Consider the following 22506-nt stretch of genomic DNA (forward strand, 5'->3'; position numbering starts at 1 on the left):
ATTGAGGGCATCGAAAAGAGCTTCGACAAGTGGCTGACTGGCGCGCCAGGCGAGCGTACGGTGCGTAAAGACCGCTACGGTCGCGTGATTGAAGATATCTCCTCTGTGGACAGCCGCGCGGCGCACAACCTGACGCTCAGCATCGACGAGCGTTTGCAGGCGCTGGTGTACCGCGAGCTGAACAATGCCGTGGCGTTCAACAAAGCGGAGTCGGGCACTGCCGTTTTGGTGGATGTGAACACCGGTGAAGTGCTGGCAATGGCCAACAGCCCGGCTTACAACCCGAACAATCTCTCCAACACGCCTAAAGATGTGATGCGCAACCGTGCCATTACCGACATCTTCGAGCCAGGTTCCACTGTCAAACCGATGGTGGTGATGACCGCGCTGCAACGTGGCGTGGTGAAAGAGAACAGCGTACTGAATACCGTGCCGTACCGCGTCAATGGTCATGAGATCAAGGACGTGGCGCGCTACAACGAATTGACCCTTACCGGGGTTTTACAGAAGTCGAGTAACGTCGGGGTTTCACGTTTGGCGTTAGCGATGCCCTCCTCAGCACTCGTAGATACTTACGCGCGCTTTGGACTGGGTAAACCGACCAATTTGGGGCTGGTCGGGGAAAGTAGTGGCTTATACCCTCAAAAACAACGGTGGTCTGACATAGAGAGGGCCACCTTCTCTTTCGGCTACGGGCTAATGGTAACACCGTTACAGTTAGCGCGAGTCTACGCAACCATTGGCAGCTACGGCATCAACCGCCCGCTGTCGATCACCAAAGTTGACCCGCCAGTGGCGGGTGAACGCGTTTTCCAGGAAGACCTGGTGAAAACGGTGATGCACATGATGGAAAGCGTTGCGCTGCCTGGCGGCGGTGGGGTTAAAGCCGCCATCAAGGGTTATCGCATCGCGATTAAAACCGGTACTGCGAAAAAAGTGGGACCGGATGGACGCTACGTCAATAAATACATTGCTTACACGGCAGGTGTTGCACCTGCCAGTCGCCCTCGTTTTGCGCTGGTGGTGGTGATCAACGATCCCCAGGCCGGTAAATATTATGGTGGTGCGGTTTCTGCACCGGTGTTTGGCGCCATCATGGGCGGTGTATTACGCACCATGAACATTGAACCGGATGCGCTGCCGACAATTGATAAAGACGAGTTGGTGAAGAACAGAAGTGAGGAATCAAGTGACCGATCGTAACCTGCGCGATTTACTGGCCCCGTGGGTGCCGGGTGCGCCGGCGCGTCCACTCCGTGACATGACACTAGACAGCCGCTCAGCGGCTGCTGGCGATCTGTTTATCGCCGTGGCGGGCCATCATGCTGATGGACGTCGTTTTATTCCGCAGGCTATTGCTCAAGGCGTGGCGGCAGTGATTGCCGAAGCCGAGGGCGAAGCCAGCGATGGAGATATCCGCGAGATGCACGGCGTCCCGGTTATCTACCTGGCGCAGTTGCAGCAGCGTCTCTCTGCACTGGCCGGGCGCTTTTATCAGCAGCCTGCTGAAAAACTTAAATTAATCGGTGTCACCGGCACCAACGGAAAAACCACCACCACGCAGTTGATGGCGCAGTGGGCCAATCTGCTGGGTGAAACCGGTGCCGTAATGGGCACGGTGGGTAATGGCTTATATGGCCAATTGGTGGCCACCGAAAACACCACCGGTTCCGCGGTAGATGTTCAACATGTATTAAATGATCTGGTGGAGCAGGGTGCCACGCTGGCCGCGATGGAAGTTTCTTCTCACGGCCTGGTGCAGCATCGCGTGGCGGCATTGCCCTTCGCGGCTGCCGTGTTCACGAATCTGAGCCGCGATCATCTGGATTATCACGGTGATATGCAGGGTTACGAAGCCGCCAAATGGCTGCTGTTCTCTGAGCATCAGGTTAGCGAAGCCATTATCAACGCTGATGACGAGGTTGGACGTCGCTGGCTGGAGAAACTGCCGGATGCCGTTGCTGTCACCATGGCTAACAATCTGCAGCCGGGCTGTCGTGGACGCTGGTTGAAAGCCACTGCGGTGAATTATCACGATGGCGGTGCGCATATCCAGTTCAGCTCCAGCTGGGGCGACGGGGAATTTGATAGCCGTCTGATGGGCGCATTCAATGTCAGCAATCTGCTGCTGGCGCTGGCCACCTTGCTGACACTCGATTATCCGCTGGAGGCGCTGGTATCAAGCGCTGCTCAGCTGCAACCGGTATGTGGCCGTATGGAAGTGTTCACGGCGCCAGAAAAACCCACAGTGGTGGTGGATTATGCTCACACCCCCGATGCGCTGGAAAAAGCGTTGGAAGCTGCCCGCCTGCACTGCAAAGGCAAACTGTGGTGCGTGTTTGGCTGCGGCGGCGATCGTGACAAAGGCAAACGTCCGTTGATGGGCGCGATTGCCGAACAGTTCTCTGACATCGTGGTCATCACCGATGACAATCCGCGCAGCGAAGAACCTGCCGCGATTGTGAATGACATTCTGACTGGCTTGCTTGATCCCGGTCGCGCCCGCGTGGTCGCGGGACGTGCGCAAGCGGTCACTAACGCCGTGATGCAGGCCAATGTCGATGACATTGTGCTGGTGGCTGGTAAAGGCCATGAAGATTATCAAATCATTGGTAACCGTCGTTTGGATTACTCCGATCGCGACACCGTCGCCCGTTTACTGGGGGTGATGGCATGATCCCGGTTTCTTTGAAAACATTGGCTGAAATCAGTGGTGGTCAACTGCACGGCGCTGATTTGACGCTGAATGATGTGACCAGCGACACGCGTAAAGTGGCTGATGGCAGCCTGTTTGTCGCACTGGTGGGTGAGCGTTTCGATGCACACGACTTTGCCAGCGATGCTATTGCTAACGGTGCCAAAGCGCTGCTGGTGAGTAAGCACTTGCCTTTAGATGTGCCGCAAGTGGTGGTGGCAGATACCCGCATTGCCTTTGGTCAGCTCGGCGCCTGGGTGCGCCAGCAGTCGAAGGCGCGCGTGGTTGCGCTGACCGGTTCATCCGGTAAAACCTCTGTCAAAGAGATGACAGCAGCAATTCTGCGCCAGTGCGGTGAAACTCTGTATACCGCTGGCAATCTGAACAACGACTTCGGCGTGCCGATGACGCTGCTGCGTTTGACTCCAGAACACGAGTACGCGGTGATTGAGCTGGGTGCCAATCATCAGGGCGAGATTGCTTACACCACCGATTTAGTGCGTCCCGAAACGGCGCTGGTGAATAATCTCGCTGCAGCGCATCTGGAAGGCTTTGGTTCACTGGCCGGTGTAGCGAAAGCCAAAGGCGAAATTTTTGGGGGATTGCCAGTACACGGCACCGCCATCGTCAATGCTGAAAGCAACGACCTCGCTAACTGGCAGTCGCAGTTTGTCGATAAGACCCTGTGGCGCTTCTCGCCACAGCCGATGGCAGATGCAGAATTCCGTGCCAGCGAGATCGTGCTACGCGCCGATGCCACGCTGTTTACCTTGCATACGCCGCGCGGAGACATTGCTGTTGCGCTTCCGCTGCCTGGTCGCCACAACATCGCGAACGCGCTTGCTGCTGCTGCGCTGGCACTGTCCGTTGATGCCTCGCTAAGCGCGATCCAAACCGGTTTGAAAACACTGCAGCCCGTACCGGGGCGTCTGTTCCCGATTCGTCTGGCAGACAATCAACTGCTGCTGGATGACAGCTATAACGCCAACGTCGGTTCGATGACAGCAGCCGCACAGGTGCTGGGCGATATGCCGGGGTTCCGAGTGATGGTCGTCGGTGATATGGCCGAACTGGGCGATGAAGCGGAAGCTTGCCATCAGCAGGTGGGTGAAGCCGCCAGGGCAGCAGGTATTGATTGTGTTCTGAGTACCGGCACTTTGAGTCGGTTGATCGGTGAAAGCAGCGGTAAAGGCGAACATTTCGCCACCAAAGCCGAGCTGACTGTACGTTTACGCGCATTGCTGTCCCAACATCAGGACATCACTATTTTGGTTAAAGGCTCACGTAGCGCCGCCATGGAGCAGGTCGTCGAGAGCTTACAGGAGAAAGGAACATGCTAGTCTGGCTGGCCGAACATTTGGTCGCACTTTATTCCGGCTTTAACGTCTTCTCGTATTTGACGTTTCGCGCCATTGTCAGCCTGCTGACCGCTCTGTTCCTATCACTCTGGATGGGCCCGCGCCTGATCGCCTGGCTGCAGAAGCTGCAGATTGGCCAGGTGGTGCGTAACGACGGTCCGGAATCGCACTTCAGTAAGCGCGGTACGCCAACCATGGGCGGCATCATGATCCTCACCTCCATCACCGTCTCGGTGTTGATGTGGGCGTATCCATCCAACCCTTATGTGTGGTGCGTGCTGGCGGTGCTGATTGGTTTCGGCATTATCGGTTTCGTCGATGACTATCGCAAAGTGGTGCGCAAAGACACCAAAGGTCTGATTGCCCGCTGGAAATACTTCTGGATGTCGGTGATTTCCCTTGGCGTGGCTTTTGCGCTTTACGCTGCGGGCAAAGGCACACCGGCCACTCAGTTGGTGGTGCCGTTCTTTAAAGACATCATGCCGCAGCTGGGATTGTTCTATGTGCTGCTGGCTTACTTTGTGATTGTCGGCACCGGTAATGCGGTCAACCTGACTGATGGTCTGGATGGCCTGGCGATTATGCCAACCGTCTTCGTGGCAGCAGGCTTTGCTCTGGTGGCATGGGCGACCGGTAACGTGAAGTTTGCTGAGTATCTGCATATTCCGTATCTGCGCCATGCGGGTGAGTTGGTGATTGTCTGTACCGCGATTGTCGGTGCCGGTCTTGGCTTCCTGTGGTTCAACACCTACCCGGCTCAGGTCTTTATGGGCGATGTGGGTTCACTGGCACTGGGTGGCGCGTTAGGCACCATCGCCGTGCTGCTGCGTCAGGAGTTTTTGCTGGTGATCATGGGCGGCGTGTTTGTGGTTGAAACACTGTCGGTGATTCTGCAGGTGGGATCGTTCAAGCTGCGCGGCCAACGCATTTTCCGCATGGCGCCGATTCACCACCACTATGAATTGAAGGGCTGGCCGGAGCCGCGTGTCATCGTGCGCTTCTGGATTATTTCACTGATGCTGGTGCTGATTGGCCTGGCAACGCTGAAGGTACGTTAATCATGGCTGACTATCGGGGCAGAAAAGTCGTCATCATCGGATTAGGCATCACTGGCCTGTCCTGTGTTGATTTCTTCCTCGCGCAGGGCGTGACGCCTCGCGTGATGGATACCCGTGTGTCTCCGCCTGGCCTCGACAAGTTGCCTGAGGCGGTTGAACGCTATGTAGGCGGTATCAACAGTGACTGGTTGCTGGCGTCGGACTTGATCGTTGCCAGCCCAGGCATCGCGCTTGCTCATCCTGCATTAAGTGAAGCCGCGGATGCCGGTATCGAAATCGTCGGTGATATCGAACTGTTCTGCCGTGAAGCTCAGGCTCCAATTGTCGCGATCACCGGCTCGAACGGTAAAAGCACTGTCACCACGCTGGTGGGTGAAATGGCGCGTGCGGCGGGTTGGCAGGTTGGCGTGGGTGGCAACATCGGTTTACCGGCGCTAACCCTGCTGAAATCTCCGGCACAGTTATATGTGCTGGAACTTTCCAGCTTCCAGTTAGAAACCACCTACAGCCTGCAAGCGGCGGCCGCCACCATTCTCAACGTAACGGAAGATCATATGGATCGCTATCCGTTGGGCATGCAGCAGTACCGTGCGGCGAAATTGCGCATTTATGAAAACGCCCGCGTCTGTGTGGTCAATGCCGATGATGGTATGACCATGCCGGTTCGCGGTGTTGATGCACGTTGTGTCAGTTTTGGCATTAATCTCGGTGATTATCACCTGACCCAGCAGCAGGGCAGCACCTGGCTGCGGGCGCAGGGTGAAAGGGTGCTCAATACTGATGAAATGACTCTGGTGGGCCAGCACAACTACACCAACGCACTGGCGGCCCTGGCACTGGCAGATGCGGTGAATATCCCGCGCGCTTCCAGTCTGAAAGCGTTAACGACTTTCACTGGCCTGGCGCACCGTTTCCAGCTGGTGCATGAAGCCAATGGCGTGCGCTGGATTAATGACTCCAAAGCCACTAACGTCGGCAGTACTGAGGCGGCACTCAATGGTTTGCAGGTGAAAGGCACCTTGTGGCTGTTGATGGGCGGTGATGGCAAATCCGCTGACTTCAGTGCACTGACGCGCTTTTTGCAGGGCGACAACGTGCGCATCTATTGCTTTGGTCGTGACGGCGATGCGCTCGCGGCGTTGCGCCCGGAGATCGCCACGCGCACAGAGACGATGCAGCAGGCCATGGAGCAGATTGCACCTCAGGCGAAGGCGGGCGATATGGTGCTGCTGTCACCGGCCTGCGCCAGCCTCGATCAGTTCCGTAATTTTGAACAGCGCGGTGATATTTTCGCGCAGCTGGCGAAGGAGTTGAGCTGATGCGCATTCCAGGTGCCGGTATTGCCAGCTTCCTCTCCGTGCGTTTACGCGATTGGGTGATGGGCGGCCGTGAAAATGATGATGCGCCAGTGGTGCTGTATGATCGTACGCTGCTGTGGCTGACCTTTGGTTTGGCGATTATCGGCTTTGTGATGGTGACTTCAGCGTCGATGCCGGTCGGCCAGCGTCTTAACGAAGACCCGTTCTACTTCGCTAAACGCGACGCTTTCTATATTGCCCTGGCGGTAGGCATGGCGCTGGTGACATTGCGCGTGCCAATGGATTTCTGGCAGCGCTACAGCAACGTGATGCTGATGGCGTCTGTGGCAATGCTGCTGATCGTCCTGGTGGTGGGTAGTTCGGTTAACGGTGCATCGCGCTGGATTGCCCTCGGCCCACTGCGTATTCAGCCGGCCGAATTGTCCAAGCTTTCCCTGTTTTGCTATCTCGCCAGCTATCTGGTGCGCAAAGTGGAAGAGGTGCGCAACAACTTCTGGGGCTTTTGTAAGCCGATGGGCGTGATGGTGGTGTTGGCCGTGTTACTTCTGGCGCAGCCCGATCTCGGAACTGTAGTTGTACTGTTTGTCACGACGCTAGCGATGTTGTTCCTCGCGGGTGCCAAAATGTGGCAGTTCCTGGCGATCATCGGCTCCGGTATTTTTGCCGTGGTGCTGCTGATTATCGCTGAACCCTATCGTATGCGCCGTGTGACTTCTTTCTGGAACCCATGGGAAGATCCTTTTGGCAGCGGCTACCAGCTGACCCAGTCGCTGATGGCCTTCGGTCGTGGTGAATTCTGGGGCCAGGGCCTCGGCAACTCGGTGCAAAAACTCGAGTATCTGCCGGAGGCACACACCGACTTTATCTTCTCCATCATTGGTGAAGAGTTGGGTTATGTCGGTGTGGTTTTGGCGCTGTTAATGGTATTCTTCGTCGCTTTTCGCGCGATGTCGATTGGTCGCCGTGCTCTGGAGATCGATCAGCGCTTTTCTGGCTTCCTCGCTTGCTCAATTGGCGTGTGGTTTAGCTTCCAGGCGCTGGTTAACGTCGGTGCGGCCGCAGGCATGCTGCCGACCAAAGGCCTGACACTGCCGCTGATCAGTTACGGTGGCTCAAGTCTGATCATCATGTCGACCGCCATCGTGTTTTTATTGCGCATTGATTATGAAACGCGTCTGGCAAAAGCGCAGGCGTTTACCCGAGGTGCTCGATGAGTAGCAAGCGGCTGATGGTGATGGCCGGCGGAACCGGCGGACATGTGTTCCCGGGTCTGGCGGTGGCACACCATCTGATCGAACAGGGCTGGCAGGTGCGCTGGCTCGGAACCGCTGACCGAATGGAAGCGGATTTGGTGCCGAAACATGGTATCGAAATTGAATTTATCCGTATTAGCGGTTTGCGCGGCAAAGGTGTTAAGGCGCAGTTACTGGCACCGGTACGCATCTTCAATGCATGGCGCCAGGCGCGTCGCATCATGAAGCGCTGGCAGCCGGACGTGGTGCTCGGCATGGGCGGATACGTTTCCGGTCCAGGTGGATTAGCCGCGTGGAGTTGCGGTATTCCTGTGGTGCTGCATGAGCAGAACGGTATTGCCGGGCTGACCAACAAGTGGCTGGCGAAAATTGCCACCAAAGTGATGCAGGCGTTTCCGGGTGCATTCCCGAAAGCCGATGTGGTTGGCAATCCCGTGCGTACCGATGTGTTGGCCCTGCCGCTGCCTGCTGATCGCCTGAGTGGACGCAGCGGTTCGATTCGTGTGCTGGTGGTCGGCGGAAGCCAGGGCGCACGCATTCTGAATCAGACGGTGCCGCAGGTGGCCGCAGAACTGGGTGATGCCATCACGATTTGGCATCAAAGCGGCAAAGGCGCGCTGGAGACGGTGCAACAGGCGTATCGCGATGCCGGACAGCCGCAGCACAAGGTCACCGAGTTTATCGATGATATGGCGGAAGCCTATGCCTGGGCGGATGTAGTGGTGTGTCGTTCGGGCGCATTGACGGTGAGCGAAGTGGCCGCCGCAGGTTTACCGGCGATCTTCGTGCCGTTTCAGCACAAAGACCGTCAGCAGTACTGGAATGCGTTGCCGCTGGAGCAAGCGGGCGCAGCCAAAATTTTCGAGCAGCCGCAATTTACCGCGACTGCAGTAGCGGACACGTTGCGCCATTGGGATCGCGCCACGCTGCTGGCGATGGCTGAGAAAGCCCGTCAGGTAGCGATTCCTGATGCAACCGATCGGGTTGCGCAGGAAGTGGCACGCGTCGCGAAGTAATTAATAGGTCGGTTTGACCGGCTGTACCTGAATGCAGGTACGAATGAGATCAACAGGTAATTGAGACAGATGAATACACAACAATTGGCAAAACTGCGTTCCATTGTGCCCGAGATGCGTCGCGTCCGGCACATTCACTTTGTCGGCATCGGTGGTGCTGGCATGGGCGGTATTGCCGAGGTGTTGGCGAACGAAGGTTATCACATCAGCGGGTCGGATCTGGCGCCTAACCCGGTGACCCAGCATCTGGCCTCATTGGGTGCGACCATTTATTTCAACCATCGCCCGGAAAACGTGACGGATGCGAGCGTGGTGGTGGTGTCGACTGCGGTGGCTCAGGACAATCCGGAGCTGGTAGCGGCACGCGAGCAGCGTATCCCGGTGATTCGCCGTGCAGAGATGCTGGCTGAGCTGATGCGCTTCCGTCATGGCATCGCGGTTGCCGGTACGCACGGCAAAACCACCACCACAGCGATGGTTACCAGTATTTATGCCGAAGGTGGCTTAGACCCAACTTTCGTCAATGGCGGCCTGGTGAAAGCAGCGGGCACACATGCGCGTTTGGGCACCAGCCGTTACCTGATTGCGGAAGCCGATGAGAGTGACGCGTCGTTCCTGCATCTGCAGCCGATGGTGGCGATTGTCACCAATATCGAAGCGGATCATATGGATACCTATCAGGGCGATTTCGAGAACCTGAAGCAGACGTTCATCAACTTCCTGCATAACCTGCCGTTCTACGGACGTGCGGTGATGTGCGTAGATGATGTGGTGATCCGCGATTTGATCCCACGCGTAGGCCGTCAGGTCACCACTTACGGTTTCAGTGATGACGCCGATGTGCGTATCGAAAACTATGAACAACGTGGCGCGCAGGGGCACTTTACCCTGATTCGTCAGGATAAGCCGGTGCTGAAAGTGACCCTGAATGCGCCGGGCCGTCACAATGCCTTAAATGCTGCTGCTGCGGTTGCAGTGGCGACAGAAGAAGGCATTGAAGATAACGCGATTCTGGCGGCACTGGAGAGCTTCCAGGGCACCGGGCGCCGCTTTGATGTGCTGGGCGAATTTGATACCGCAGCGGTCAATGGCAATCCAGGCAGCGCGATGCTGGTGGATGATTACGGTCATCACCCGACGGAAGTGGATGTCACCATCAAAGCCGCGCGTGCCGGCTGGCCAGAGAAAAAACTGGTGATGGTATTCCAGCCGCATCGTTATACGCGAACTCGTGATCTGTTCGATGACTTCGCTAACGTGCTGTCACAGGTTGATGTATTGCTGATGCTGGATGTTTATCCTGCCGGTGAAGCGCCGATTCCAGGCGCAGATAGCCGTTCACTGTGCCGCGCGATTCGCAATCGTGGCAAGGTTGACCCGATTCTGGTCTCTGAGCACGATGCGTTGCCGGAAGCGCTGGCCCCATTGTTGTCAGGTGACGATCTTATCATCGTGCAGGGCGCCGGCAATATCGGCAAGATCGCCCGCAAACTGGCTGAGCTTGCGTTGCAGCCAGCTGCGAAAACGGAGGCGCGTCATGGCTGAGAAAGTCGCCGTCCTGATGGGCGGAACCTCGGCAGAGCGTGAAGTGTCGCTGATGTCGGGCAGTGCGGTGTTAGCTGGTCTGCGTGAGATGGGCATTGATGCACACGGCGTGGATACCCGTGATGTGTCAGTGCTGGATCTCAAAGCGCAGGGCTTTGATAAAACCTTTATCGCTCTGCACGGTCGCGGCGGTGAAGATGGCACGCTGCAGGCGGTGCTGGAGTTCCTCCAGTTGCCGTATACCGGCAGCGGCGTGATGGCTTCTGCGATCACCATGGATAAACTGCGCAGCAAATTGCTGTGGCAGGGCAGGGGACTGCCTTCAGGCAAATTCGTCTGGTTAACGCGTCAGCAGCAGGAGCAGGGTTTAGACGCACAAACGCAGGCTGCCATTGATGCGCTCGGGCTGCCGCTGTTTGTGAAGCCAAGCTGTGAAGGTTCAAGTGTCGGCATCAGCCGTGTGAACACGTTAGAAGCCTTGCCTGCAGCGCTGGATGAAGCGTTTCGCCACGATAATGACGTGCTAGTTGAGGCATTCCTGAGTGGTGCGGAATATACCGTTGGCATCCTGGGTGATGAAATTCTGCCTTCAATCAGAATTAAAACCACCAGCGAGTTCTATGACTATGAAGCTAAATACATTTCTGACGATACTGAATACTTCTGTCCAAGTGGTTTGAGTGCCGATCAGGAAGCAGAATTGAAGACGCTGGTATGGGCAGCCTGGCGTGCACTGGGTTGCAGCGGCTGGGGACGCGTCGATGTGATGACCGATGGCGAGGGGAAATTCCAGCTGCTGGAAGTGAATACCTCACCGGGCATGACCAGCCACAGTCTGGTGCCGATGGCCGCGAAGCAGGCAGGATACAGTTTCCCGCAGCTGGTGGCGCGTATTCTGGAACTGGCTGACTGATATGTCTCAGGCGGCGATACGTGTACGAAATCGCGAACCCCAGGAGCGTGCGCGCACCGGGCGTAGCAACGGTGCCCGACTGTTTGGCGTCGTATTCCTGCTGATTGTGTTGGGCATCATGGCTGCCGGTGGGCTGGTGGTGCTGAAGTGGATGAATGATGCGTCGCGTTTACCGCTTTCTAAGCTGGTGGTGACCGGGGAAACGCATTACACCACGCATGATGACATTCGCCAGGCCATTTTGTCGCTCGGTGCACCTGGCACGTTTATGTCGCAAAACGTGGACATCATCCAGCAACAGATTGAGCGTTTACCCTGGATTAAACAGGTCAGTGTGCGTAAGCAGTGGCCTGATGAGCTGAAGATTAACCTGGTGGAGTATGTTCCGGTGGCACGCTGGAATGACTCACACATGGTAGACGCCGATGGCGTCTCCTTCAGCGTCCCGGCCAGTCATATCGGTAAAGAAACATTGCCGATGTTATATGGCCCGGAAGGCAGTGAAACAGAGGTGTTGGCGGGCTATCACACCATGAGTGATGTGCTCAAAGCCGGCAAGTTTACCCTGAAGGTCGCGTCGATGACGGCGCGGCGCTCGTGGCAGTTAGTGACCAGCGACGATGTGCGCATCGAACTGGGACGCAGCGACACCATGAAGCGTCTGAACCGTTTTATTGAGCTCTATCCGGAGCTGCTGCAGCAGGGCCAGAGTCAGAACAAGCGCATTACCTATGTCGATTTGCGCTACGACTCCGGTGCCGCAGTAGGCTGGGCAGCGGCCCCGCTGGAGCCACAGGACAGTAATCAGCAACAAAACCAGGCACAGGCTAAACCACAATGATCAAGGCAACGGACAGAAAACTGGTAGTAGGACTTGAAATCGGCACCGCAAAGGTTGCCGCCCTGGTTGGGGAAATTCTGCCTGATGGTATGGTCAACATTATTGGGGTGGGCAGCTGCCCGTCTCGCGGTATGGATAAAGGCGGCGTAAATGACCTTGAGTCGGTGGTGAAATGCGTTCAACGCGCCATCGACCAGGCTGAACTGATGGCTGATTGCCAGATTTCGTCGGTTTACCTTGCTTTATCGGGCAAACATATCAGTTGTCAGAACGAAATCGGGATGGTTCCGATTTCGGAAGAGGAAGTGACTCAGGATGATGTAGAGAACGTGGTACATACGGCGAAATCCGTACGCGTACGCGATGAACATCGTATCCTGCATGTTATTCCTCAGGAATATGCCATTGATTATCAGGAAGGCATCAAGAATCCGGTGGGACTTTCCGGCGTGCGTATGCAGGCGAAAGTGCACTTGATCACCTGCCACAATGATATGGCGAAAAATATTGTTAAAGCCGTTGAACGTTGCGGCCTGAAAGTTGACCAACTGATTTTTGCCGGACTGGCATCCAGTTTCTCGGTTCTGACTGAAGATGAACGTGAGCTGGGCGTCTGTGTTGTTGACATCGGTGGCGGTACAATGGATATCGCGGTTTACACCGGCGGCGCACTGCGTCACACCAAAGTGATCCCTTATGCAGGGAATGTGGTGACCAGTGATATCGCCTATGCCTTCGGCACACCGCCAACCGATGCGGAAGCGATCAAAGTACGCCATGGTTGTGCGCTGGGTTCGATTGTTGGCAAAGATGAAAACGTCGAAGTGCCGAGCGTCGGTGGACGTCCACCGCGCAGTCTGCAACGCCAAACGCTGGCAGAAGTGATTGAGCCGCGTTACACCGAATTGCTGAATCTGGTGAATGACGAGATTCTGCAACTGCAGGAGCAATTGCGCCAGCAGGGCGTGAAACACCACCTGGCAGCAGGCATCGTGCTGACCGGTGGCGCAGCACAGATTGAAGGTTTGGCCGCTTGCGCCCAGCGTGTATTTCATACGCAGGTGCGTATTGGTCAGCCACTTAACATCACCGGCCTGACGGATTATGCGCAGGAGCCGTATTACTCAACTGCAGTCGGTCTGCTGCATTACGGCAAAGAGTCACATATGAACGGTGATGCAGAAACGGAAAAACGTGCTTCAGTGGGCAACTGGTTTAAACGTATCAATAGCTGGCTGAAGAAAGAGTTTTAATTTTTGAAAAAGGAGATCATGCAGGCAATGTTTATGATCTCCAGGCGACAGGCACATAACGGAGAGAAATCATGTTTGAACCTATGGAATTAACCAATGACGCGGTGATTAAAGTCATCGGCGTCGGCGGCGGCGGTGGCAACGCCGTAGAGCACATGGTACGCGAGCGTATCGAAGGTGTAGAATTCTTCGCTGTAAACACCGACGCGCAAGCGTTGCGTAAGACAGCGGTTGGCCAGACGATCCAGATCGGGACCGGAATCACCAAGGGTCTCGGTGCAGGTGCAAACCCGGAAGTGGGCCGTACCTCAGCTGAGGAAGATCGTGAAGCACTGCGTTCTGCGCTGGAAGGGGCAGACATGGTGTTTATCGCTGCAGGCATGGGCGGCGGTACCGGTACCGGTGCTGCGCCAGTCGTGGCAGAAGTAGCAAAAGATTTGGGTATCCTGACCGTTGCGGTGGTGACCAAGCCCTTCAACTTCGAAGGCAAAAAGCGTATGGCTTTTGCTGAACAGGGTATCGCTGAGCTGTCTAAGCATGTTGATTCACTGATCACCATCCCGAACGACAAGCTGTTAAAAGTGCTGGGTCGCGGTATCTCTCTGCTGGATGCCTTTGGTGCAGCCAACGACGTACTGAAAGGTGCGGTGCAGGGTATCGCCGAGCTGATTACTCGCCCAGGCTTGATGAACGTTGACTTCGCGGACGTGCGTACCGTGATGTCAGAAATGGGTTACGCCATGATGGGCTCCGGCGTGGCGTGCGGTGAAGACCGTGCCGAAGAAGCAGCCGAAATGGCGATCTCCAGCCCACTGCTGGAAGATATCGATCTGTCTGGTGCGCGCGGCGTGCTGGTCAACATCACGGCGGGCTTTGACCTGCGTCTGGATGAGTTCGAAACCGTGGGTAACACTATCCGCGCCTTCGCCTCTGACAACGCGACCGTGGTCATCGGTACTTCTCTGGACCCAGAGATGAACGACGAACTGCGCGTGACCGTCGTTGCAACCGGTATTGGCATGGACAAGCGTCCAGAAATTACGCTGGTGACCAACAAACCGGCTTCGCAGCCAGTGATGGATCATCGCTACCAGCAGCACGGCATGGCGCCGTTGCCGCAGGAGCAGAAGCCGGCAGCGAAAGTGGTCAACGACCAGCCAGCATCGTCCAATAAAGAGCCAGATTATCTTGATATTCCAGCCTTCCTGCGTAAGCAGGCAGACTAAGAATATCCTGAGAATTGGGATTCTCCGCTCTTTGTGCTAAAGTATTCGCCCGCTGGTAATTTATACTGGCGGTCGGATGGGTAATATTGCGAGATAATGCGATGATCAAACAAAGGACATTAAAACGTATTGTTCAGGCGACAGGTGTCGGTTTACATACCGGCAAGAAAGTCACGCTGACCTTACGCCCTGCGTCGGCTAATACCGGGGTCATCTATCGTCGCACTGACTTGAATCCACCGGTTGATTTCCCGGCTGATGCAAAATATGTGCGCGACACCATGCTGAGTACCTGCCTGGTGAATGATGAAGGCGTGCGTATATCGACGGTTGAACACCTGAATGCTGCATTGGCAGGCTTGGGTATCGACAACATTATTGTTGAAGTCGATGCGCCCGAAATCCCAATTATGGATGGCAGTGCCGCGCCTTTTGTCTACTTGCTGATGGATGCAGGCGTCGAAGAGCTGAACAGTGCGAAGAAATTCGTACGCGTTAAGCAGACGGTGCGTGTTGAAGATGGCGATAAGTGGGCCGAGATCAAACCTTACAACGGTTTCTCACTCGACTTTACTATCGACTTCAAACATCCGGCAATTGACTCAAGCTCGCAGCGTTACCAGTTAAACTTCTCGGCTGATGCGTTTGTTCGCCAAATCAGTCGTGCGCGCACCTTTGGTTTTATGCGTGAAATCGAATATCTGCAGTCTAAAGGCCTGTGCCTGGGCGGTAGCTTAGATTGTGCGATTGGTCTTGATGATTTCCGCGTACTCAACGAAGACGGTCTGCGCTTTGAAGATGAGTTCGTTCGTCACAAAATGCTGGACGCGATCGGCGATCTGTTTATGTGTGGCCACAACGTGATTGGCGCTTTCTCTGCGTTTAAATCAGGCCATGCGTTAAACAACAAATTGCTGCAAGCGGTACTGGCTAAGCAGGAAGCCTGGGAATGGGCAACCTTCGAAGACGATGCTGAACTGCCACTGGCATTCAAAGCTCCAAATTTAGTTCTGGCGTAAGTCAGTCATAAAAACGGCAGTTTCCCTGACACCCTCTCCGGTCAGTGGAAGCTGCCGTTTTTTATTGCCTGTTTTTTATTCCTGCAAGACCGCTCTCAATTCTCTGCTATCACTGGCGAAAGCCTGTACAAATAAACGTGAAATCCCCCGTAAGCCCTTTAATCACTGGTGTCCTGGCTCCACATAAGTGCTATTATCTGGCGCTCATATGAGCAGGTTCGCGGATAACCGCAACGGCTTCATTACTTTATTTAACTGTGGATAGGTTGTGATCGGGATTTTCTCACGCTGGCGACAATTAGGCAGACGCTACTTCTGGCCTCATCTCTTGTTAGGGATGGTGGCGGCCAGTTTGGGCTTGCCTGCCTGTGCGCAAAGTGTGGAGTCCACGGCGACAGACTCGCCCATCAGCAGCCTGTTTGTCGGCAATGTTGTTCATTTCGATCATTTAATCCGTCTGCAGGAAAGTGCGCGTCGACCAAATTTCAATGTCGATTACTGGCATCAGCATGCCATTCGCACGGTCATTCGCCACCTCTCATTTAGCATGACGCCACCAGCAGAAGCGGAAGAGCGTCATACAGTCCCGCTGGCGGCACAAAAGCTGGCGTTAATCGATTCGCTGCAGGCGCTACTCACATCGCCAGCTCAACCCGCTATTGCATTAGAGCCGCAGGAAACGCTGCGTCATCGCGAACCTCAAATTCACACTTCTGCTGACTGGCAGGCTGCTATTCATGGCATCCGCGCCGGGCCTGCCATTGCTTAACAGCTAACGATTTTCCACATCCTGTTTTAGATTTTCCAGTCCGCATGAATGCGGCTGAATTGAGAAAAATTTATCATGTTAATCAAATTGTTAACCAAAGTCTTTGGCAGCAGTAACGATCGTACCCTGCGTCGTATGCGCAAAATTGTCGATGTCATCAATAAGATGGAGCCGGATTTCGTCAAGCTCTCGGATGACGAACTGAAAGCCAAGACCGACCTGTTCCGTGAACGCCTGAAGAAAGGTGAAAGCCTTGAAAGCCTGATTCCTGAAGCCTTTGCCACGGTGCGTGAAGCCAGTAAACGTGTGTTTGGTATGCGCCACTTCGATGTACAGCTGATTGGCGGCATGGTGCTGAATGAGCGTTGCATCGCCGAGATGCGTACCGGTGAAGGTAAAACCCTGACGGCAACACTGCCGGCTTACCTGAACGCATTGAGCGGTAAAGGCGTGCACGTGGTCACGGTGAACGATTACCTGGCTCAGCGTGATGCCGAAAACAACCGTGCACTGTTCGAGTTCCTGGGTCTGTCAATCGGCATCAACCTGCCAAATATGCCCGCAGTGGCGAAACGCGCTGCCTATGCTGCGGATATCACCTACGGTACTAACAACGAATACGGCTTCGACTACCTGCGCGACAACATGGCATTCAGCCCGGAAGAGCGTGTACAGCGTAAACTGCACTACGCGTTGGTGGATGAGGTGGACTCCATCCTGATCGATGAAGCGCGTACGCCGTTAATCATCTCCGGTCCTGCTGAAGACAGCTCCGAGCTGTACACCAAAGTGAATAAAATCATTCCTCACCTGGTGCGCCAGGAGAAGGAAGACTCAGAAACCTTCCAGGGTGAAGGCGACTTCTGGGTCGATGAGAAAGCACGTCAGGCTCACATGAGCGAGCGTGGTCTGGTAAAAGTTGAAGAGCTGCTGGTGAGCCAGGGCATTATGGAAGAAGGTGAGTCACTTTACTCGCCAACCAACATCATGCTGATGCACCACGTGACGGCTGCACTGCGTGCGCATGCGCTGTTTACTCGCGATGTCGATTACATCGTAAAAGATGGCGAAGTGATCATCGTTGATGAGCACACTGGCCGTACCATGCAGGGTCGTCGCTGGTCTGATGGCTTGCATCAGGCTGTTGAAGCCAAAGAAGGCGTGGAAATCCAGAACGAGAACCAAACGCTGGCTTCCATCACCTTCCAGAACTACTTCCGTATTTACGAAAAACTGGCCGGTATGACCGGTACTGCTGATACCGAAGCATTTGAATTCAGCTCGATCTATAAACTCGATACCATCGTGGTGCCAACTAACCGTCCGATGGTGCGTAAAGATATGGCTGACCTGGTCTATATGACCGAGAAAGAGAAGATCGACGCGATCATCGAAGACATTCGTACTTGCACTGCGAAAGGCCAGCCGGTGCTGGTCGGTACCATTTCGATTGAGAAATCAGAGGTGGTTTCTAACGAACTGACGCGCGCCGGTATCAAACACAGCGTGCTGAACGCCAAGTTCCACGCCAGCGAAGCGGATATCGTGGCACAGGCGGGTCAACCAGCTGCAGTCACCATCGCAACCAACATGGCAGGTCGTGGTACCGATATCGTGTTGGGTGGCAGCTGGCAGGCCGAAGTGGCAGCGCTGGATGAACCTTCAGAAGAGCAGATTCAGGCCATCAAAGAAGCCTGGAAACTGCGCCATGATGCAGTTCTGGCTTCGGGCGGTCTGCACATCATTGGTACTGAACGCCACGAATCTCGTCGTATCGATAACCAGTTGCGCGGCCGTGCGGGTCGTCAGGGTGATGCCGGTTCATCCCGCTTCTATCTGTCGATGGAAGATGCATTGATGCGTATCTTCGCCTCGGATCGTGTGTCTAACATGATGCGTAAACTGGGCATGAAACCAGGCGAAGCGATTGAGCATCCATGGGTCACCAAAGCGATTGCCAATGCACAGCGTAAAGTGGAAAGCCGTAACTTCGACATCCGTAAGCAGCTGCTGGAATACGATGATGTGGCCAACGATCAGCGCCGCGCCATCTACAGCCAGCGTAATGAACTGCTGGACGTGTCTGATGTGTCCGAAACCATCAACAGCATCCGTGAAGATGTGTTCAAAGCCACCATCGACACCTACATTCCGCCGCAGTCGCTGGAAGAAATGTGGGATGTTCCTGGTCTGGAAGAACGCCTGCGTAACGATTTTGATCTGGATCTGCCGATTGCAGAATGGCTGGATAAAGAGCCGGACCTGCACGAAGAAACGCTGCGTGAACGTATCATGAGCCGCGCGCATGAAAACTATGCGTCGAAAGAAGAAGTGGTTGGCGCTGAAATGATGCGTAACTTCGAAAAAGGCGTGATGCTGCAAACGCTGGATTCACTGTGGAAAGAGCATCTGGCGGCGATGGATTATCTGCGTCAGGGCATCCATCTGCGCGGTTATGCGCAGAAAGATCCGAAGCAGGAATACAAGCGCGAGTCCTTCTCGATGTTCGCGGCGATGCTGGAGTCACTGAAGTATGAAGTGATCAGCACCCTGAGCAAAGTGCAGGTGCGCATGCCGGAAGAAGTCGAGGCGATGGAACAGCAACGCCGTGAAGAGGCTGAGCGTCTGGCACAGCAGCAACAGCTGAGCCACGTTGATGACGAAACCGCAGCAGCTGCGGCCCTGGCTGCACAGGGTGGGGAGCGCAAAGTGGGACGCAACGATTTGTGCCCATGCGGTTCCGGTAAGAAATACAAACAGTGTCATGGCCGCCTGGCCTGATAAATGAGGAGCCTTCGGGCTCCTTTTTCTTTTGGCCGTCGCCACAGAGTTAACATTGCCTGGCGACTGCATTACTATCAGCGCTCATTAATTAAAAGCGGAATTCAGCTTATGAAACACCTGCAAGTCGCAGTGGGCATCATTCGCAATGCCAGCCGTCAGATCTTCCTTGCTCAGCGTGCGGCGAGCTCCTACATGGCGAATAAATGGGAGTTTCCTGGCGGAAAAATTGAACAGGATGAAACCGCTGAACAAGCGTTAAAACGCGAGTTAATGGAAGAGACCGGCATTGAAGTGACAGCCGCGAAGGCGATTGGTTTGGCCGATCATAGCTATGACGATCTGCGCGTTACATTGCACTTCTTCCTGGTGGAAGGTTGGAACGGTGAGCCGTACGGCCGTGAAGGGCAGCCACAGCGTTGGGTGGAACAGCGTGATTTAGTCGCGGAAGAGTTTCCTCCTGCCAACCACGAACTTATCGCTCGCCTGGTGGCTGACGAAATTTAAGCAAAGGGGCGTAAGCCCCTTATCTCTTATTAATGCTGTTCTTCGCTCCAGTCATCGCTGTCGGTCAGATCGCTATCGCTGGGAATGCGCTTCTCTTCGGCGGCCCATTCGCCCAAATCAATCAGCTGGCAGCGCTTGCTGCAAAACGGGCGCCAAGGACTCAGCTCATCCCACATCACATCTTTACCGCAGTTGGGACAAGGTACGGTAATCATCTCTTCCTGCATAACAACCTCAACAACACGCTAATTCAAAATTCAATCGGGCTGGCACTTCACCACGCTCGCTGTCCAGTGGCAGGAATCGAATGGCATAACGGCTTTTATGGCCTGAAACCTGCGGGTACAGCGCATCTTCGAGGGTGAGCTGGAGGCGCAACAAATCCGAACCTTCGGCATTATCCTGATAAAAACCGTTCAGGCTGGTTTGATGGCGAAATACGCCTGACTGACGCACCAGATCAAGGATCATGGTCAGACTATTGCGCAGAGGAACCAGTGACGCCAGCCAGCCGTTAACCTGCGAATCACGCTGTGACTGCTGCTGGTGCAGCCAGATATGCAGGCTCGGCAAATCAAAACTGCAGCAGCCACCAGGAATGCTCAATCGCTGGCGTACCAATCCAATCAACCGATCTTCGCGCAATTGCTGGCCCATACGCGGTGCCGCATTCAGCTCGCTGGATTGCTGTTTCAATCGGTCACGCAGGCTACTGACGGTGTGCTCGTCCACACCTGGCACATCAAGCCAGGCGCGAAGTTTCTGCTGCTGGCGCTCCAGCTCTTTCAATAACTCGGTACGCATATCACCGCGCTCAAAGATATCTAACAGATCACCAATGATGCGAAATACCCCTAATGCAGAGACGGAATTCACCACGGGCACCGTTTCATGCAGTTGGTTAAGTAATGACTCCACGCGCAGCCAGGTGCGCATCTTCTCATTCAGCGGGTGTTCAAACAGAACGACTGTACTCATGATGTTAATCCTGTCCGGTTGCTGCCAGGCGTAAATAACGCTGGTGAAGTTCAGCAACGCGCGGCAACGCCTGTTCGGGCGTACCACTGTTATCGATGATGTCATCCGCACAGGCCAGACGCTGCTCGCGGCTGGCCTGTGCGGCAAGAATATTTTTTGCCTGGCTAAGTGTGATGCCATCACGCTGCTGAGTACGCCGCAACTGCGTAGCTTCATCCACATCAACCACCAGAACCCGGTCAGCCTGATGCTGTAACCCGTTTTCAACCAATAGCGGCACCACCCATAACACATAGGGTGACGTTGCCAATGATTTTAGCTGCTGTGTACGGGCATTAATAAGAGGATGAAGCAGCTGATTTAGCCAGTTTTTTTCTTTCGGCTGCTGAAAAATAATCTCGCGCAGCCGTGCCCGATACAACGCTCCTTCGGCGGTCAATATTGACTCACCATGGCGTTTAACGATCGCCTGCAGGGCGGGTGAACCAGGTTCAACCACTTCTCGCGCAATCACATCAGCATCAATAATATCAACGCCTAGCGCGGTGAAAGCGTTGGCAATGGTGCTTTTACCACTGCCAATTCCTCCGGTGAGCGCAACGGTAAAAGGCATAGCGTTCTCTCAAAATTGTCTTCATTGGGCGACCATCAGCCGCAATAAGATGAGAGCATGATCACAATCAATTTTCTCAGCTAAATTTAAGGGATTGTAGCTTAAATAAAGTGAAATTCGCAGTCTTGTCGCGGAACGAATGGCGCGTATGATAACGACACTGGAGCCGTGAGCGCTACCCGAACTGCGGTTCGTCGTCACTAACCAGGACACTCAGCTATGCGTATTGAAGAAGATTTAAAACTGGGCTTTAAAGATGTTTTGATCCGCCCCAAACGCTCCACCCTGAAAAGCCGTTCTGAGGTTGAACTTGAACGCACCTACACTTTCAAGCATTCAGGTCTGAACTGGACCGGCGTTCCGGTGATTGCCGCCAATATGGACACCGTGGGCACATTCACCATGGCCGAAGCACTGGCGGGCTTCAATGTCCTGACGGCAGTGCATAAACATTACAGCGTGGAAGCCTGGCAGGCATTTATCCAGCGCGTGCCGGCTGCAGTGCTTGGGCATGTGATGGTGTCATCCGGTACCTCCGAAGCCGATTTCGTTAAGCTCGCCGCTGTTCTCGCTTTATCGCCTCAGCTCAATTTCATCTGCATTGATGTTGCCAACGGTTACTCCGAGCACTTTGTTGAGTTCCTGCAGCGAGTGCGTGAAAGTTTCCCAGGCAAAACCATTTGCGCGGGAAATGTGGTCACCGGTGAAATGGTCGAGGAGTTGATCCTCTCTGGCGCGGATATCGTCAAAGTCGGCATTGGTCCCGGTTCGGTCTGCACTACACGTGTGAAAACCGGCGTTGGATACCCGCAGCTGTCTGCGGTGATTGAGTGTGCAGATGCGGCGCACGGTCTCGGCGGACAGATCGTCAGCGATGGCGGCTGTTCGGTGCCGGGGGATATCGCGAAAGCTTTCGGCGGCGGTGCAGATTTTGTCATGCTCGGCGGCATGCTGGCGGCGCACGATGAGTGCGAAGGAAACATCGTCGAAGAGCAGGGCGAGCAGTTTATGTTGTTCTATGGTATGAGCTCAGAATCCGCGATGAAACGCCATGTCGGCGGTGTTGCCCAGTATCGTGCTGCGGAAGGGAAAACCGTTCGTCTGCCACTGCGCGGCCCGGTGGAGGACACCGTGAAGGATATCCTCGGCGGCCTGCGTTCGGCCTGCACTTACGTAGGTGCAGCACGCCTTAAAGAACTGACAAAGCGCACCACGTTTATTCGTGTGGCGGAACAGGAAAATCGGGTATTCACGCGCTGATGGCTGATGGCTGATGGCTGATGGCTGATGGCTGAAAGTCGATTATCGGTGGTTGAAGGTTGAAGGTTGAAGGTTGAAGGTTGAAGGTTGAAGACAGGTGCG

Annotated in this window: 20 protein-coding genes; 17 read left to right on the top strand and 3 right to left on the bottom strand. The window is 54.9% G+C overall.

Annotation, left to right across the window (positions count from 1 at the left end):
* The 16 genes from ftsI to mutT form a co-directional block, all read left to right on the top strand.
* Window positions 1-1203 (top strand): peptidoglycan glycosyltransferase FtsI (gene ftsI / locus H7A81_RS05725; protein ID WP_182056970.1); only part of this gene is annotated, 1203 nt, incomplete at its 5' end.
* The gene (gene murE / locus H7A81_RS05730) at window positions 1190-2677 is read left to right on the top strand and encodes a UDP-N-acetylmuramoyl-L-alanyl-D-glutamate--2,6-diaminopimelate ligase (protein ID WP_182056971.1); all 1488 of its coding nucleotides are present in this window, start codon (window positions 1190-1192) and stop codon (window positions 2675-2677) included. The genes ftsI and murE, both read left to right, overlap by 14 nt.
* Window positions 2674-4035 carry a UDP-N-acetylmuramoyl-tripeptide--D-alanyl-D-alanine ligase gene (murF, locus tag H7A81_RS05735; RefSeq protein WP_182056972.1) on the top strand — a complete coding sequence of 454 codons (1362 nt, stop codon included), beginning with the start codon at window positions 2674-2676 and terminating at the stop codon, window positions 4033-4035. The genes murE and murF overlap by 4 nt, the downstream gene beginning before the upstream one ends.
* Window positions 4029-5111, top strand: coding sequence for a phospho-N-acetylmuramoyl-pentapeptide-transferase (gene mraY / locus H7A81_RS05740; protein ID WP_034829683.1), 1083 nt, complete (start codon window positions 4029-4031; stop codon window positions 5109-5111). Before murF ends, mraY begins: the two co-directional genes overlap by 7 nt.
* Window positions 5112-5113: 2 nt before the next feature.
* Window positions 5114-6430, top strand: a complete 1317-nt coding sequence (murD, locus tag H7A81_RS05745) for a UDP-N-acetylmuramoyl-L-alanine--D-glutamate ligase (RefSeq protein WP_182056973.1) — start codon at window positions 5114-5116, stop codon at window positions 6428-6430.
* Entirely contained in the window at window positions 6430-7644 is a 1215-nt protein-coding gene (gene ftsW / locus H7A81_RS05750; protein WP_034829677.1) for a cell division protein FtsW, read from the top strand. The genes murD and ftsW overlap by 1 nt, the downstream gene beginning before the upstream one ends.
* On the top strand, window positions 7641-8699 hold the full coding sequence (gene murG, locus H7A81_RS05755; protein WP_166934045.1) for an undecaprenyldiphospho-muramoylpentapeptide beta-N-acetylglucosaminyltransferase: 1059 nt from the start codon (window positions 7641-7643) through the stop codon (window positions 8697-8699). Before ftsW ends, murG begins: the two co-directional genes overlap by 4 nt.
* Before the next feature lie 69 nt (window positions 8700-8768).
* Window positions 8769-10244: a UDP-N-acetylmuramate--L-alanine ligase gene (gene murC / locus H7A81_RS05760; RefSeq protein ID WP_166934047.1), complete on the top strand. Its 1476-nt coding sequence runs from the start codon at window positions 8769-8771 to the stop codon at window positions 10242-10244.
* The gene (locus H7A81_RS05765; RefSeq protein ID WP_182056974.1) at window positions 10237-11157 is read left to right on the top strand and encodes a D-alanine--D-alanine ligase; all 921 of its coding nucleotides are present in this window, start codon (window positions 10237-10239) and stop codon (window positions 11155-11157) included. Before murC ends, H7A81_RS05765 begins: the two co-directional genes overlap by 8 nt.
* A gap of 1 nt (window position 11158) precedes the next feature.
* Complete coding sequence (ftsQ, locus tag H7A81_RS05770; protein WP_045816937.1) at window positions 11159-11998, top strand: cell division protein FtsQ; 840 nt, start codon at window positions 11159-11161, stop codon at window positions 11996-11998.
* Window positions 11995-13251, top strand: coding sequence for a cell division protein FtsA (gene ftsA, locus H7A81_RS05775; protein WP_013507861.1), 1257 nt, complete (start codon window positions 11995-11997; stop codon window positions 13249-13251). Before ftsQ ends, ftsA begins: the two co-directional genes overlap by 4 nt.
* A 71-nt stretch (window positions 13252-13322) precedes the next feature.
* On the top strand, window positions 13323-14477 hold the full coding sequence (gene ftsZ, locus H7A81_RS05780; protein WP_034829667.1) for a cell division protein FtsZ: 1155 nt from the start codon (window positions 13323-13325) through the stop codon (window positions 14475-14477).
* 101 nt (window positions 14478-14578) lie between these two features.
* On the top strand, window positions 14579-15496 hold the full coding sequence (gene lpxC, locus H7A81_RS05785; protein ID WP_182056975.1) for a UDP-3-O-acyl-N-acetylglucosamine deacetylase: 918 nt from the start codon (window positions 14579-14581) through the stop codon (window positions 15494-15496).
* 268 nt (window positions 15497-15764) lie between these two features.
* Complete coding sequence (secM, locus tag H7A81_RS05790; protein WP_182056976.1) at window positions 15765-16265, top strand: secA translation cis-regulator SecM; 501 nt, start codon at window positions 15765-15767, stop codon at window positions 16263-16265.
* A 75-nt stretch (window positions 16266-16340) separates the two neighbouring features.
* Complete coding sequence (gene secA, locus H7A81_RS05795; protein ID WP_034829663.1) at window positions 16341-19046, top strand: preprotein translocase subunit SecA; 2706 nt, start codon at window positions 16341-16343, stop codon at window positions 19044-19046.
* A gap of 111 nt (window positions 19047-19157) precedes the next feature.
* Complete coding sequence (mutT, locus tag H7A81_RS05800; protein ID WP_034829661.1) at window positions 19158-19553, top strand: 8-oxo-dGTP diphosphatase MutT; 396 nt, start codon at window positions 19158-19160, stop codon at window positions 19551-19553.
* A 29-nt stretch (window positions 19554-19582) separates the two neighbouring features.
* Here the strand turns inward: mutT and yacG are convergent, their stop codons facing one another.
* Genes yacG through coaE form a run of 3 tightly spaced genes read right to left on the bottom strand, consistent with a single transcriptional unit; the run spans window position 19583 to window position 21144 of the window.
* Complete coding sequence (gene yacG / locus H7A81_RS05805) at window positions 19583-19780, bottom strand: DNA gyrase inhibitor YacG (RefSeq protein ID WP_034829659.1); 198 nt, start codon at window positions 19778-19780, stop codon at window positions 19583-19585.
* A gap of 7 nt (window positions 19781-19787) precedes the next feature.
* On the bottom strand, window positions 19788-20531 hold the full coding sequence (zapD, locus tag H7A81_RS05810) for a cell division protein ZapD (protein ID WP_034829657.1): 744 nt from the start codon (window positions 20529-20531) through the stop codon (window positions 19788-19790).
* Window positions 20532-20535: 4 nt separating this feature from the next.
* Window positions 20536-21144, bottom strand: a complete 609-nt coding sequence (gene coaE, locus H7A81_RS05815) for a dephospho-CoA kinase (RefSeq protein WP_182056977.1) — start codon at window positions 21142-21144, stop codon at window positions 20536-20538.
* A gap of 219 nt (window positions 21145-21363) precedes the next feature.
* Here coaE and H7A81_RS05820 point away from each other — a divergent pair, with 219 nt between their 5' ends.
* Window positions 21364-22404, top strand: a complete 1041-nt coding sequence (locus H7A81_RS05820; protein WP_058960894.1) for a GMP reductase — start codon at window positions 21364-21366, stop codon at window positions 22402-22404.
* The last annotated feature ends 102 nt before the right edge of the window (window positions 22405-22506 follow it).

The sequence above is a fragment of the Pantoea sp. ME81 genome, from assembly GCF_903970985.1.
In the GTDB taxonomy this organism is placed as follows: domain Bacteria; phylum Pseudomonadota; class Gammaproteobacteria; order Enterobacterales; family Enterobacteriaceae; genus Pantoea; species Pantoea communis.